The organism is Chryseobacterium sp. C39-AII1, assembly GCF_039672645.1.
Taxonomy (GTDB): Bacteria; Bacteroidota; Bacteroidia; order Flavobacteriales; family Weeksellaceae; genus Chryseobacterium.
In genome coordinates this window covers 222,948-238,479 of the sequence record NZ_JBDFPQ010000001.1, presented here as the reverse complement: position 1 = coordinate 238,479, position 15,532 = coordinate 222,948, and the positions used below count along the sequence as shown (strand labels likewise).

Annotated in this window: 11 protein-coding genes and 1 tRNA gene; 1 reads left to right on the top strand and 11 read right to left on the bottom strand. The window is 37.0% G+C overall.

What is annotated here, in order from left to right:
* Positions 1-63: 63 nt before the first annotated feature.
* From rpoB to tuf, 10 genes are all read right to left on the bottom strand, one after another.
* Positions 64-3,885, bottom strand: coding sequence for a DNA-directed RNA polymerase subunit beta (rpoB, locus tag ABEG63_RS01005; protein ID WP_346582251.1), 3,822 nt, complete (start codon positions 3,883-3,885; stop codon positions 64-66).
* Between the two features lie 763 nt (positions 3,886-4,648).
* Entirely contained in the window at positions 4,649-5,014 is a 366-nt protein-coding gene (rplL, locus tag ABEG63_RS01000) for a 50S ribosomal protein L7/L12 (RefSeq protein ID WP_267402171.1), read from the bottom strand.
* 45 nt (positions 5,015-5,059) lie between these two features.
* Positions 5,060-5,647: a 50S ribosomal protein L10 gene (gene rplJ / locus ABEG63_RS00995; RefSeq protein ID WP_346582249.1), complete on the bottom strand. Its 588-nt coding sequence runs from the start codon at positions 5,645-5,647 to the stop codon at positions 5,060-5,062.
* Between the two features lie 18 nt (positions 5,648-5,665).
* Complete coding sequence (gene rplA, locus ABEG63_RS00990) at positions 5,666-6,358, bottom strand: 50S ribosomal protein L1 (protein ID WP_027380917.1); 693 nt, start codon at positions 6,356-6,358, stop codon at positions 5,666-5,668.
* A gap of 14 nt (positions 6,359-6,372) precedes the next feature.
* Positions 6,373-6,819: a 50S ribosomal protein L11 gene (gene rplK / locus ABEG63_RS00985; RefSeq protein WP_072955489.1), complete on the bottom strand. Its 447-nt coding sequence runs from the start codon at positions 6,817-6,819 to the stop codon at positions 6,373-6,375.
* Positions 6,820-7,038: 219 nt separating this feature from the next.
* Entirely contained in the window at positions 7,039-7,911 is an 873-nt protein-coding gene (locus ABEG63_RS00980) for a hypothetical protein (RefSeq protein ID WP_267402177.1), read from the bottom strand.
* Between the two features lie 430 nt (positions 7,912-8,341).
* Positions 8,342-8,884, bottom strand: a complete 543-nt coding sequence (gene nusG / locus ABEG63_RS00975) for a transcription termination/antitermination protein NusG (RefSeq protein ID WP_267402179.1) — start codon at positions 8,882-8,884, stop codon at positions 8,342-8,344.
* 21 nt (positions 8,885-8,905) lie between these two features.
* Positions 8,906-9,112 (bottom strand): preprotein translocase subunit SecE, encoded by a 207-nt coding sequence (secE, locus tag ABEG63_RS00970; protein ID WP_267402181.1) that lies wholly within the window; start codon positions 9,110-9,112, stop codon positions 8,906-8,908.
* A 12-nt stretch (positions 9,113-9,124) separates the two neighbouring features.
* Positions 9,125-9,195, bottom strand: a tRNA-Trp gene (locus ABEG63_RS00965).
* Between the two features lie 52 nt (positions 9,196-9,247).
* Positions 9,248-10,453 carry an elongation factor Tu gene (gene tuf / locus ABEG63_RS00960; RefSeq protein ID WP_267402183.1) on the bottom strand — a complete coding sequence of 402 codons (1,206 nt, stop codon included), beginning with the start codon at positions 10,451-10,453 and terminating at the stop codon, positions 9,248-9,250.
* A gap of 329 nt (positions 10,454-10,782) precedes the next feature.
* Here tuf and ABEG63_RS00955 point away from each other — a divergent pair, with 329 nt between their 5' ends.
* Positions 10,783-12,282, top strand: coding sequence for a DUF4394 domain-containing protein (locus ABEG63_RS00955; protein WP_346582246.1), 1,500 nt, complete (start codon positions 10,783-10,785; stop codon positions 12,280-12,282).
* 83 nt (positions 12,283-12,365) lie between these two features.
* Here ABEG63_RS00955 and ABEG63_RS00950 read toward each other — a convergent pair whose 3' ends face one another.
* Positions 12,366-15,464 (bottom strand): CusA/CzcA family heavy metal efflux RND transporter, encoded by a 3,099-nt coding sequence (locus ABEG63_RS00950; protein ID WP_346582244.1) that lies wholly within the window; start codon positions 15,462-15,464, stop codon positions 12,366-12,368.
* Positions 15,465-15,532 lie beyond the last annotated feature (68 nt).

The window sequence follows — 15,532 nt, the reverse complement described above, 5'->3', positions numbered from 1 at the left end:
ATTACTTTCGCTCTTATATCTCGGAGTTAATTAATACTTTAATTTTTATAATTAAATCTTAATTTACTCCTCCAATCTTACGTCTAATCCAAGACCTTGTAACTCGTGAAGTAATACATTGAATGATTCCGGGATACCTGGTTCAGGCATAGATTCACCTTTAGCAATTGCTTCATAAGTTTTCGCTCTACCAATCACGTCATCCGACTTCACAGTCAAGATTTCTCTTAGGATATTCGATGCACCGAATGCTTCAAGTGCCCAAACCTCCATCTCTCCGAATCTCTGACCTCCGAACTGAGCTTTACCTCCTAACGGCTGTTGAGTAATCAATGAGTAAGGACCAATAGAACGTGCGTGCATTTTGTCATCAACCATGTGACCTAGTTTCAACATATAGATTACCCCTACTGTTGCAGCCTGAGTAAATCTTTCTCCGGTACCACCATCATAAAGGTGAGTGTGACCGAATTTAGGAACTCCTGCTTTTTCAGTATATTCAGTAATCTGATCTAAGCTAGCTCCGTCGAAGATAGGTGTAGCGAACTTCAATCCTAATTTCTGACCAGCCCATCCAAGCACTGTTTCATAGATCTGACCGATGTTCATACGAGAAGGTACCCCTAGTGGATTCAATACGATATCTACCGGTGTTCCGTCTTCAAGGAATGGCATATCTTCTTCACGAACGATTCTTGAAACGATACCTTTGTTACCGTGACGACCCGCCATTTTATCTCCTACGTTCAGTTTACGTTTCTTAGCGATGTAAACTTTAGCCAACTTCATGATACCTGCTGGTAATTCGTCTCCGATTGAAAGTGCAAACTTCTCACGGTTTTTAACCCCTTGAATATCGTTGAATTTGATTTTGTAGTTGTGAATTAATTGTTTGATTAATTCATTCTTGTCATTGTCAACGGTCCAGTCAGAGCCGCTTACGTTAACATAATCTTCAACTGAAGTCAATAATTTGTGAGTGAATTTCACACCTTTGCTGATGATTTCTTCATCTAAGTCATTGGTAACTCCCTGAGAAGTTTTACCGCTAACAAGAATATTTAATTTTTCAATTAAAGTATTTCTTAAATCATCAAACTTAGCCTTGTAAGTGTTTTCAATCTCTTCAAGTTTAAGTTTTTCTTCAGTTCTCTTCTTTTTATCTTTAATATTTCTTGAGAACAATTTTTTGTTGATAACAACACCTCTTAATGAAGAGTCTGCTTTCAATGAAGCATCCTTTACATCACCAGCTTTGTCACCGAAGATTGCTCTAAGAAGTTTTTCTTCAGGAGTCGGGTCAGATTCACCTTTTGGAGTAATTTTACCAATCATGATATCTCCAGGCTTCACTTCAGCACCGATTCTGATCATACCGTTCTCGTCAAGATCTTTAGTAGCCTCTTCAGAAACGTTTGGAATATCTGCTGTAAGCTCTTCCATACCTAATTTAGTATCACGAACTTCAAGAGAATATTCATCTACGTGAATTGAAGTAAACCAGTCTTCACGTACAACTTTTTCGTTGATTACGATCGCATCCTCGAAGTTGTAACCCTTCCAAGGCATGAACGCAACCACTAAGTTTCTACCAAGAGCTAATTCTCCTTTTTCAGTAGCATAACCGTCGCAAAGCACCTGTCCTTTTTCCACTATATCACCTACTCTTACGTTTGGTCTTAGGGTAATTGTTGTACTCTGGTTAGTTTTTCTGAACTTAGTTAATTTATATGTTTTAGTAGCAGACTCGAATTGTACTAAATCTTCGTCTTCGCTTCTTTCATATTTAATCACAATTCTGTCAGCATCTACGTACTCTACAGTACCTGTACCTTCAGCATTGATCAAAATTCTTGAATCTCTTGCAACCTGCTGTTCCAGACCTGTACCTACGATTGGAGCTTGTGGCTTCAATAGAGGAACCGCCTGACGCATCATGTTCGATCCCATCAATGCACGGTTCGCATCATCATGCTCCAAGAAAGGAATCAATGAAGCTGAAATACCAGAAATCTGGTTTGGTGCAACGTCGATTAGGTTAACCTGAGATGGCTCAACTACCGGGTAGTCACCATCCAATCTTGCAATAATTCTGTCTGTTAAGAAATCACCGTTATCGCTCAATTCAACGTTTGCCTGAGCAATTACTTTATCTTCTTCGTCCTCAGCATTTAAGTAGATAGGATCTGCAGCAAGATCAATCTTACCTTCTTCTACTTTTCTGTACGGAGTTTCGATGAAACCTAGTCTGTTGATTTTAGCATAAATACCCAAAGATGAAATCAAACCGATGTTTGGTCCTTCCGGAGTTTCAATCGGGCAAATTCTTCCGTAGTGCGTATGGTGAACGTCACGAACCTCGAAACCTGCTCTTTCTCTCGATAAACCACCAGGCCCTAGTGCAGAAAGTCTACGCTTGTGCGTGATCTCTGATAGTGGGTTGGTTTGATCCATGAACTGAGAAAGCTGGTTGGTACCAAAGAACGAGTTGATTACTGATGTTAAAGTTTTAGCATTAACAAGGTCAAGCGGAGTAAAGATTTCGTTATCTCTAACGTTCATTCTCTCCTTAATAGTTCTTGCAATTCTTGAAAGACCTACACCGAATTGTCCTGCCAATTGCTCACCAACAGTTTTAATTCTTCTGTTTGATAAGTGATCGATATCATCAACCTCTGCTTTAGAGTTTACTAATTCGATCAAGTGTCTTACGATTGCAATGATATCTTCTTTTGTAAGAACCTCAGTTGTAGTCGGGATGTTAAGACCTAACTTTTTGTTTAGTCTGTAACGTCCAACTTCACCTAATGAATATCTTTGCTCAGAGAAGAATAATTTTTCGATAATTCCTCTTGCAGTTTCCTCATCTGGCGGATCTGCATTTCTTAACTGACGATAGATGTACTCTACTGCTTCTTTCTCAGAGTTCGTAGGGTCTTTCTGTAATGTATTCTGGATGATAGAGAATTCATTGCTGTTTTCTTTGTGAATCAAGATAGATTTCACACCAGCATCTAAGATTAGATCTAAATGTTCTTTTTCAAGAATTGTTTCTCTATCCAAGATGATTTCGTTTCTTTCGATAGAAACAACTTCACCGGTATCTTCGTCTACGAAATCCTCGAACCAAGTGTTCAATACTCTCGCAGCCAATGTTCTTCCTTCCACTTTTTTAAGGGCAGCTTTAGAAACTTTCACTTCTTCAGCAAGGTCGAAGATCTGAAGGATATCCTTATCAGATTCATACCCGATCGCTCTTAATAAAGTCGTTAATGGTAATTTTTTCTTACGATCGATATACGCGTACATTACGCTGTTGATATCTGTCGTAAATTCCATCCAAGATCCTTTGAAAGGGATAATTCTTGAATAATAAAGTTTAGTTCCGTTTGCGTGGTAAGTCTGTCCGAAGAATACACCCGGAGATCTGTGTAACTGAGTTACAATAACACGCTCTGCTCCATTAATGATAAATGAACCAGACGGAGTCATGTAAGGAACAGGTCCTAAATATACATCCTGAACTACCGTTTGGAAATCCTCGTGCTCAGGATCTGTACAATACAATTTAAGTCTAGCTTTTAGAGGCACTGAATACGTCAATCCTCTTTCCACACACTCATCGATTGAATAACGTGGAGAATCTACCAAATAATCTAAGAATTCCAATACGAATTGGTTTCTAGAATCGGTAATCGGGAAATTTTCCTGGAAAGTCTTATACAAACCTTCGTCTGTTCTGTCTTCCGGAAGGGTATCTAGCTGAAAAAACTCACTGAAAGACTCAATTTGGATATCCAAAAAGTCTGGAGTGATAATTTTTCCTTTCGCCGAAGAGAAGTTAACTCTCTGGTTTACCCTGGTTGTTGCTGGTGTTTTACTCATAAAACTTTTAAGAAAGGGTTAAAAAATATTTTGATTAAAAAAATATCAGAAATAATAAAACTGCGACGGAGAAACAACTAAAGACCTTATAATGTTTGGCGCTATTAAGAATAGCCTTTAATTTTTCTACTTGATTCACAGAATCTTATTCCTATATTGCAACACTGGTATATCTTTTCACAGCGTAATGCAAAATATTTTTATTACTTTTGAGGCAAGGATCGTAATAACGTCCGTATACAAGAAAGCCCTTTCATTCTGATGAAAGAGTTGATTTCTAATATTTTACAGGTTTATATACAATTTTTCGCGCCAAAAGAGGAGCAAAATTACAAAAATTTATTCATATTTACAATAGTTGCAGTAATAAAATATTGACTTGCAGTTTCCTAATCATAAGAAAGTCTTTATTGATCGGAGAAATACTATTTAATATTTTTTTTGAATATTAACTATTTTTGCTCTTTAAAAAATTCTCCTTCAACAAATGAGAATACTTAAAGAAGTGTAACATATTTAAATTTAACACAAAGCACAAAGCCGTCCCACTTATCAAAGACCACAGAGATTTTATCAATTCTCTTCTCTAGTTTTAAAACTGATCAAAACCTCACAGGTTTTAAAAACCTGTGAGGTTTAAGTTTGATTACTATAAGAACTATTTCTGTTCTACAAAATTAAAAACAGTCCCTATTTTCATCTTTAAGGCACAAAAAAACCTGAGTAAAAATACTCAGGTCTTATATTTTAGGTAAACCTAGAATTATTTCAATTCTACTTCAGCACCAGCTTCTTCTAATTGCTTCTTAAGAGCTTCAGCTTCGTCTTTAGAAACACCTTCTTTAATTGCAGAAGGAGCTCCGTCTACGATATCTTTAGCTTCTTTAAGACCAGCACCAGTTAAATCTTTTACTAATTTAACGATAGCTAATTTAGAAGCACCTGCAGACTTAAGAATTACGTCGAATTCAGTCTTTTCTTCAGCAGCTTCACCACCACCTGCAGCAACAACTACAGCAGCAGCAGCTGGCTCAATTCCGTACTCATCCTTAAGGATAGTTGCTAATTCGTTTACGTCTTTTACTGTTAAGTTTACTAGCGTTTCAGCTAAATTTTTTAAATCTGACATTGTTGTAATGTTTTTGTTGATTATTGATTATTTTTTGAGTGTAAATTATTCAGCAGCTGGAGCTTCTCCTTCAGCAGCTGGAGTTTCCGGAGTTTCAGTAGCAGAAGCTTCTTCTACTGCAGGTGCAGCTTCTTCAGCTTTAGCTTCTACTGTCTCAGGCTTGTTTTGAAGAGCAGAAACAACTCTCTGGATTGGAGACTGAAGTAATCCGATGATTTCACCGATCATTTCTTCTCTAGACTTGATGTTTGCCAACGCCTCTAGGTTATTGTCACCAATATAGAAAGTTTCCTGAACGAAAGCAGACTTCAATGCCGGCTTCTCATCTTTCTTTCTGAAATCTTTGATTAATTTAGCAGGAGCGTTTGCAGTCTCAGAAATCATAATCGCTGAATTTCCTTTGAAAGACTGGAACATCTCAGAGTAATCTACTCCTTCGATTTGCTCCATTGCTTTTTGTAAAAGTGTATTTTTTACAACTTTTACTTTGATATTTTGCTTGAAAGCTTGTCTTCTGAAGTCTGAAGCTTTACCAGCATTCAATCCTTCTAGATCTGCAACATATACTACTTTAGCATCCTGAAGCAAGTCTTTGATCTCTTGTATCGCTACAACTTTTTGGTCTTTTGTCATTGTCTTAAGGATTTAATATTAGTTAACAGATTTAGTATCGATTGCAATACCAGGACTCATTGTAGAAGATAAATAGATAGACTTCACATAAGTACCTTTAGCAGCAGTTGGCTTCATTTTGATCAAAGTAGAGATCAATTCCTGAGCATTCTCCTTGATTTTAGCAGCATCGAAAGATACTTTACCAATACCAGCGTGGATAATACCGTATTTGTCTACTTTAAAGTCAATTTTACCAGCTTTTACTTCAGTTACTGCTTTACCAATTTCCATAGTTACAGTACCTGATTTAGGGTTTGGCATAAGACCTCTTGGTCCTAATACTCTACCTAATGGTCCTAATTTACCCATAACAGCTGGCATGGTAACGATAACGTCAACATCCGTCCAACCGTCTTTGATTTTTTGTAAATATTCGTCAAGACCTACATAGTCAGCACCAGCTTCTTTAGCTTCTGCTTCTTTATCTGGAGTTACTAAAGCCAAAACTTTAACATCTTTACCAGTTCCGTGAGGAAGAGATACAACACCTCTTACCATTTGGTTTGCTTTTCTAGGATCTACCCCTAATCTTACAGCGATGTCTACAGAAGCATCAAACTTTGCAGTGTTTACTTCTTTTACAAGAGCTGAACCTTCTTCAAGGTTATAGATTCTTCCTTTTTCTACTTTGCTTAAAGCTTCCTTTTGCTTTTTAGTTAATTTTGCCATTTCTTCTTTAAGTATTAAGCGTTAAAAGTTGGTTTAGTTCCTGTTACTCTTAATCCCATAGATCTTGCAGTACCTGCTACCATAGAAACAGCAGAATCTAATGTAAAGCAGTTAAGGTCAGTCATCTTGTCTTCAGCGATCTTTTGAACCTGAGCCCAAGATACAGCACCTACTTTGTTTCTATTAGGTTCTCCAGAACCACCCTTGATCTTAGCCGCATCCATCAACTGGATTGCTGCAGGAGGAGTTTTAATAACGAATTCAAAAGATTTGTCTTCGTATACTGTAATTACTACAGGTAAAACTTGTCCTGGCTTATCTTGAGTTCTTCCGTTAAATTGCTTACAAAACTCCATGATGTTCACACCCGCAGAACCCAATGCTGGACCTACTGGTGGAGAAGGGTTAGCTGCGCCACCTTTCACCTGAAGCTTTACCATTTTAAAGACTTTTTTAGCCATTGTTTGTTTTTTAAATTTGAATAATTAATGAGTTTGGAAGCATTTATTATTCAGTAGGTTATGCACTCACATAACAATAAACCTACTTTTTGGTTTGCAAAAGTATGAAATATTTTTCAAATACCAAACGGAAATAATTGATTTTTAGAAAGATTATAAAAAAACTTCCTTATATCCGAAGATATAAGGAAGCCACAATTTCACACCTTTGAAAAAAAATTATAATATCTTATTGATAATTAAGTGAGAGTAGTCTTTACTAATCTGAAGATCACTTAAATTACCTACCATATTAGAAGTACCATACGTCATAAATTGAAGCGTCACCTTCTGCCCTGCCTTCAACCAGATCGTAGCATTACTTACTAAGAAGAAAAGATTTGCTCTTGTAGGATCTGAACTAGGATTTTTTGCTCCTCTGTAAATAACGTTATGATTGGTTGCAACTCGGGCACCATCTACAAACAAAGCTGTAAATGCAGTTCCCGAAGTTCCGTCAAATACACCCGACCCGTCTTTTGGTGTATTAAAACCTGTTACTCCGTACATTGTGTAAAGACCGTCTGTTTGTACTGTAAAAACTCCGGTTGAAGGATTGTAAGCGTTTGTAGGATCATATGCTTCATTTAATGTTAATGTAGTAAAATCATTATCGCTCCAATCTGAAGATGCATTAATTGATGCACCACCTTGAGCATCTAATACTCTGTTACCAGAATTTTCTACAGAATACGCATCACCTCCCGCTACTTTTATTACCCCATTTGAATCTGCTACCAACAATCTATCGCTAGAATTACCAACACTACTTGCTACTGTTCTTAATCTGATAGTTCCATTTACCACATCAATTCTCTGTGTAGGAGCTGTGGTTCCTAATCCCATACTAATTGTACCTGTACCTATCCCTTTCTGTGCGGTTAAAATAAAATCGTTTGCTTGTTGACTTGCCGAAGGAGCATCCTTTGTTGGATTATCCTTTCCACCATCAATGTGAAATACTCCCTGTGGGCTTGGTGTGAAAATCCCAACTTGTGCGCAAAATAAACTTGAAAAAGCCATTGAAACGGCTACCAATAATTTTTTTTCCATATTCCATGTATTTTTTACAAATTTACAGAGAATGGTAAATAATATTCAAATATTTATTTCACAATTTGTTGATAGCAATCTAAGCCGCTCCAGTATTACGATGTAAAATAATAACTTAAATCTCTTTTAAGAGATATTATGATCGTGTTAATTATCACAAATAATTGATATATTAAAATATTACTTAGAAAAAAGAAAAAATTATTTAATAGTAAATTAACTAAAGATAAATTTTCATTAACATAAATAATTATACTGAAAATAAATTTTAACTAAAAAAATACTACAATTAAAGATCATTAAGCGCATTCGAAGCAAAAAAATTTGATACAATTATATGCTTTTGCATGAAAGTATAAAGTTCTAGCTTATAGAAATAAAAAAAGACCGCTTAAAAAGCGATCTTTAATATATTTAAGTTTTAAACTTATTAAACTTTTTCAACCTGCATATAGCTAAGTTCCATAGGAGTTTTTCTACCGAAGATAAGAACTGATACTTCAATTTTCTTTTTATCTTCAAGAATTTTCTCGACAGTTCCGTTGAACCCGTTGAATGGTCCGTCAATTACTTTAACGTTTTCACCAACTACGTAAGGGATTTCAACATCACTAGCAAATTCTGATAACTCATCCATTCTTCCAAGCATTCTGTTTACTTCAGACTTTCTCATTGGAACAGGATCACCTCCTTTCGTTAAACTTAAGAAAGATATAACTCCAGGAATGTTCTTAACAACGTGTGGAATCTCCCCCATAAGATCAGCTTCAATCATTAAGTATCCAGGATAGTAAGGTCTTTCTTTAGGAACTTTTTTTCCGTTTCTAATTTGAATTACCTTTTCCATAGGAATAACCACCTGAGTAACGTACTGCTCAAACCCTAAACGTTTGATTTCTGTCTCAATATAGTTTTTCACTTTATTTTCCTGTCCGCTGATTGCTTTCAGCACATACCATTTCAATTCGCTCATTATGGGAAAATACTTTTATTATTAATTGAACAAGTTGATTAGTATTCCTATTATGTTGCTTATTGCTTTTGAAAACAATTCGTCAACTCCAAAGGTAAATAGTGCCAAAATAACTGTTGCAACTGTTACTACAATTGTAGAAGATTGCAAATCAGCCCACTTCGGCCATTCAACTTTATGTCTGAATTCGTTATAAGAACCTTTTAAAAAATCGATAAATGAACTCATAATTGTTATTTGCACGGGCACAAGGATTCGAACCCTGATCAACGGTTTTGGAGACCGGTATCCTACCATTGGACGATGCCCGTAGTTAAAAGCTTCCGAGAGTTTCCTTTCGGAAGCTTATTTATTTTAAGATGATTAGTCTAAGATTTCAGTTACCTGACCTGAACCAACTGTTCTACCTCCTTCTCTGATCGCGAATCTAAGACCCTCGTTAAGAGCGATTGGTTGTAACAATTCTACAGTGATCTCTAAGTTATCACCAGGCATTACCATTTCTACACCTTCTGGTAAGAAGATCTCACCTGTAACGTCAGTAGTTCTTACGTAGAACTGAGGACGGTACTTGTTGTGGAATGGAGTGTGACGTCCACCTTCTTCTTTAGAAAGGATATAAACAGATGCTTTGAATTTTTTGTGTGGCTTCACAGAATCTTTCTTAGCGATTACCATACCTCTCTTGATGTCAGTTTTTTCAATACCTCTCAACAATAGACCTACGTTATCACCAGCTTCACCTCTGTCTAGGATTTTTCTGAACATTTCAACCCCTGTAATAGTAGAAGTTAATTTTTCTTCACCCATACCAACGATATCTACTGGATCTCCAGTGTTGATAACACCAGCTTCGATTCTACCAGTTGCTACAGTACCTCTACCTGTAATAGAGAATACGTCTTCGATTGGCATCAAGAATGGCTTATCTGTATCTCTTACTGGCTCTTCGATCCAAGTATCAACAGCATCCATCAATTCTTCAACAGTTTTGAACCACTTGTCATCAGAATTACCTTCTGTAGCAGCAGTAAGTGCACCAAGAGCTGAACCTTGGATTACTGGAGAGTTATCTCCGTCAAATTCGTAAGTAGATAATAAGTCTCTAAGCTCCATTTCAACAAGCTCTAATAACTCAGCATCATCTACCATGTCAACTTTATTCATGAAAACAACGATTCTAGGTACGTTTACCTGACGGCAAAGTAGAATGTGTTCTCTTGTTTGAGGCATTGGTCCATCAGTTGCAGCACATACTACGATAGCTCCATCCATCTGAGCAGCACCAGTTACCATGTTCTTAACATAGTCGGCGTGACCTGGACAGTCAACGTGAGCATAATGTCTCTTTTCAGTTTCGTATTCGATGTGAGCAGTATTGATAGTGATACCTCTTTCTTTTTCTTCTGGAGCAGAGTCAATTGCAGAGAAGTCTTTTTTCTCAGCAAGACCTTTGCTAGCTAATACAGCAGAAATAGCAGCTGTAAGAGTAGTTTTACCATGGTCAACGTGACCAATAGTACCAATGTTCAAGTGTGGTTTGTTACGATTAAACGTTTCCTTTGCCATGATTTATAAATTATTTATTTATTGTTTTTCAAATTTTCGGTGTGCAAATATAATGAATTTTTACATACCAAAACCTTTTTATTAAAAAAAAGTTTCAATATTTATATTCCATGAAGTACAAACCGCATATTTCAAGTATTGAGACTGCAAATTTACACAAATTTCTTGATTAAGAAAATCTTTGTAAAACCTTTTATGAAAAATACAAACTATGTCATTAGCTGTTAATACAATAGCCAGTTAAAAGATTTCTGAATAATTATTAACTGTTAGAAATCCAAAACAATTCTGATCTCGTACATATATGAACAACCAATAAAATAAATATTATGAGAAAACTATTACACATCTGTATGGGATTATTTGTCTTTACCGCATTTCTTTCGTGCAATGATTCTGATGATTATAATATGCCAGATAATATGATTCAGGGGCCAGATCTCATGGTTTACGGACTAACTTCAATGAATGAGCTGGTGTATTTCAACTCGAACAATCCAAAAATGTTTGCTACTAAAACAGCAGTTACGGGAGTCTCTTCTGGAGAAAAATTATTAAGTATTGATTTCAGGCCTGCTACCGGAGAGCTATATGCACTATCAAATGCGAGTAAGCTTTATATAATTAATACCTCTAATGCTTCGGCAAGAGCAGTAAGTTCCACAGCATTTTCACCTTCGATTTCGGGAACGATAGCATCTATCGACTTCAACCCTACGGTTGATAGAATACGTATGGTAAGTAATACCGGGCAAAATCTTCGTTTGCACCCCGAAACAGGAGCAATTGCAGGAACTGATACCAATATAAACGGAACAGGAAGTCCATCCATTACCGGAGTTGCTTATACCAATAGCAAAGCAGGGGCTTCCACAACAATATTGTATGATATAGATCCTGCATTAGGAAAATTATTTAAACAAGATCCTCCAAACAACGGAATTTTGGTAGAAGTGGGAAACCTTGGAGCTAATTTTAGCGGGCAAGCTGCTTTTGATATTAAACACGACAACAGTGTAGCTTTATTAGCATTAAATGATAAACTGCATTTATTAGATTTAAATAATGGAAAAACAACCCACATCGGATCTCTTCAACAAGCAATTATCGATCTGGCGATTCCTACAGAACCTGTGGCATACGCTATTGATAATTCTAATAATCTTCAAATATTTAATCCAAATAATCCAATGCCCATTTCTAAAACAGTAGCAGGATTACAGAGCGGTGAGAATATATTAGGAATAGATTTCCGTCCTGTGAACGGACAGTTATATGCTTTGGGAAGTTCCAGCAGACTATACACCATCAATTTAGGAACGGGAGTCGCGACTGCCGTGGGATCCTCTCCTTTCTCGACATTGCTTTCCGGAACAGATTTTGGGTTTGATTTTAATCCCTCGGTTGATAAGATACGCATTGTAAGCAATAGCGGACAAAATCTTCGTTTAGATCCTATTACAGGAGGAATTACAGCAGTAGACTCAGCAATAAATCCTGTGGGAGCTATGCTAAGTGCAGCAGCTTACACCAATAATTTTGCAGGAACAACAAGCACAACATTATTTGTGATTGATCATAATTCCGATAAATTGTATCAACAAAACCCTCCTAACAATGGAACTTTGGTAGAGACAGGCTCTTTAGGTATCAATATTACTTCTGCGAATGGTTTTGATATCGGAAGTATGAGCCAGAAAGCCTATTTGATAGCTTCTGTAGGCTCAGCCACAAAACTTTATACCATTAATACAACAACAGGAACTGCAACTTCGGTTTCTGACTACCCCAATAATGTAAAAGCTTTTGCCGTGGGATTAGGATTTTAAACTCATAGTATTTTATTCAATAATGGAGAATCGCGGAAAACAGAGTTTTCCGCGATTCTTTAATATATAAAATGAAAGAATAATTAAATTTGCTGCGATTTCTTGGTTCTGTTGAAGATCCAGAAGATAATCGGAAAAATTAATAATGTAAGTACCGTTGCAGTAATTAATCCTCCGATAATCACAATAGCCAATGGCTTTTGAGATTCAGAACCGATACCTGTAGACAACGCCGCCGGCATCAGACCAATGGAAGCCATTAATGCAGTCATAATAACAGGACGCGTTCTTGATTTCACTCCATGCAATATCGCTTCATCTAAACTTTGTCCGTTCTTGACGTTTTGATGGAACTCCGTAATAAGAATTACCCCGTTCTGAATACAAATTCCGAGAAGGGCGATCATTCCCACTCCGGCAGAAATTCCGAAGTTAATTCCGGTAACGTGTAAAGCGATGATTCCTCCAATTAAAGCAAACGGCACATTCGCCAAAACCAAAAGAGAGTCTTTCATGTTTCCGAAAAGGATAAATAAAAGGAAGAAAATTCCTAAAATACTGATGGGAACAACTTGTGCCAAACGTTTTGAAGCTCTCTGCTGATTTTCAAACTGACCCGTCCATCCGATAGAGTACCCATCCGGAAGATCTAATTTTGAAACTGCTTTTTGAGCATCCGCAATCGTACTTCCTAAATCTCGGTCACGAATTGAGAATTTAATTCCGATATACCTTTTAATATCATCACGATAAATAAACGCCGCTCCGTTATCTTTTACAATGCTTCCGATCTCTCTCAAAGGAATTTGCGTGCCATCTTGCGTAGGAACCATCAATGAAGCAATATCGTTCTCATCTTTTCTATACTCCTGAGAATAACGAAGTCTAATCGGGAATTTTCTTTCTCCATCATACATTTCAGAAGCAGTTTTTCCTCCGAAAGCCATTTCAAGAACCGTTTGTGCATCTTCCGGCATCACCCCATAAGCCGCCATTTTATCTCTATCCCAAACTACATTTACCTCCGGCTGACCGATATTTTTAATGATTCCTGCATCTTTTACACCTTTAACATCTTTTACTTCTTTCAAAACTTTTTCAGCAAGAATATCTAAAGTCTGGAGATTATCTCCATAAATTTTAATTCCGTTTTCTGCCTTGAAACCTGCTACTGCTTCCGCTACATTATCGGAAATCGGCTGAGAATAATTGAATGTGATTCCCTGATAGGTTCTCAGTTTTTTATCAATTTCTTCAATCAATTCTTCATAAGTAATCTTTCGTTTCCATTGATCTTTAGGCTGAAGATTTACCGCAAACTGAACAAATCCAAATCCGTTCGGGTCGGTTCCGTCATTACTTCGACCGGTTTGAGCTAACACATCGGTAACTTCTGAAAAGCTCATAATATCTTTTTTAAGAAGATTTGCCGTTTTCAAAGATTCTTTTAATGAAGAACTCATCGGCATTTCTGCGGTAATCCAAAGTGAACCTTCATTTAATTGTGGTAAAAATTCCGTTCCTAAGAATTTTCCTGAAAATAAAGTCACTCCAAGGAAAGCCAAAGAAACTATTAAGCTTAATCTTTTATGTTTGAATGTAAAATTGAAACCTTTCAACACAATTCTGTCCCAGAAATTAACGAAAGGATTATTTTTTTCTTTAACATTCTTATTTAATAGGATGTGCGAAAGCACCGGAACCAAAGTTAAAGTAAAGATCAACGCGCCCATTAATGCAAATCCTAAGGTAAATGCCAATGGTGAGAACATTTTCCCTTCTACTTTTTGGAACGAGAAAATCGGAATTAACGAAGTAATGATAATTAATTTTGAAAAGAAAATCGCTTTACCAAGACCAGTTCCCGTTTGCTTGATCCAGCCTCCTTTTGCCATTTTGTTGAACTTTTCCTGTCCGTACTTAATCGCTTTGTGGTCGAGCATTACAAAGAGCCCTTCCACCATTACGACGGCGCCATCGATGATGATACCAAAGTCTACCGCTCCCAGAGACAATAAATTGGCACTCATCCCTGCCATTTTCAAACATAAAAATGCAAATAATAAGGATAGCGGAATGATGATGGAAACAATCAGCGTTGTTCGCCAGTCTGCCATGAAGATCAAAACGATTACCGTAACTAAGATAATTCCTTCTAATAAATTATGCATTACGGTCTCCGTCGTGAAATCCATTAAATTATCACGATCATAGAAAGTAACCATTTTTACATCTTTCGGAAGAATCTTTTCGTTAAGCTCTTTAATTTTAGCCTTAACATTTACCAAAACTTCACGAGGGTTTTCGCCTTTTCTCATCACGACAATACCTTCAACGGTATCATCCTGATTGTTTAATCCCGCCTGCCCTACTCTTGGTCTTTCACCTTCGTGTACCTGAGCCACATTTTTTACTAAGATTGGGTTTCCGTTATCGTTATGAATCGTAATATTTTCAATATCGCTGATGGATTTTACCAAGCCAATACCACGAACCACGTACGCCTGTCCGTTTTTCTCGATAACATCCCCACCAACATTTAAGTTACTTTTTCCGACTGCATCGTACACCTGAAGCGGCGTTAAATTGTATTTATCCAACGCTCTCGGATCGATACTTAATTCAAAAACTTTATCCTGACCTCCGAAAACGTTGATATCGGCAACTCCAGGAACGCCTCTCAACGCACGATCGACCACCCAGTTCTGCAGGGTTAATAATTCTCTGGAATCTTTTGTTTTACTCTGCAAAGTATATCGGAAGATCTCTCCGGTGGGTCCGTAGGGTGGCTGCACTTCGGGATCTACTTCATCAGGAAGGCTGACAGTTCGTAATTGGTTATTGACCTGATTTCTGGCAAAAGTGTCGTCCACCCCATCATCAAAAAGAATTTTAACAATGGAAAGCCCAAACATCGTGGTACTTCGCACACTGGTTTTCTTCTGAACCGGACTCATAGCTAACTCAATGGGCGTGGTCACGAAACGCTCTACTTCTTCAGCGCTTCGCCCGTTCCATTGGGTAATGATGACAATCTGGGTATTGGTAACGTCGGGAAAAGCTTCAATAGGCATATTTTTGAAGCTAATAAATCCTACAACCGCCAAAATCGCCACCCAAATAAAGGTAAATGCTTTGTTTTTTAACGAGAAAGCAATTATATTTTTAATGAATTTATTCATGATAGATTTTTTGATGACCTAAAAAAGCCGTTGAATTTGTTTTTTCTATTGTTTTTTAACGCAAAGGG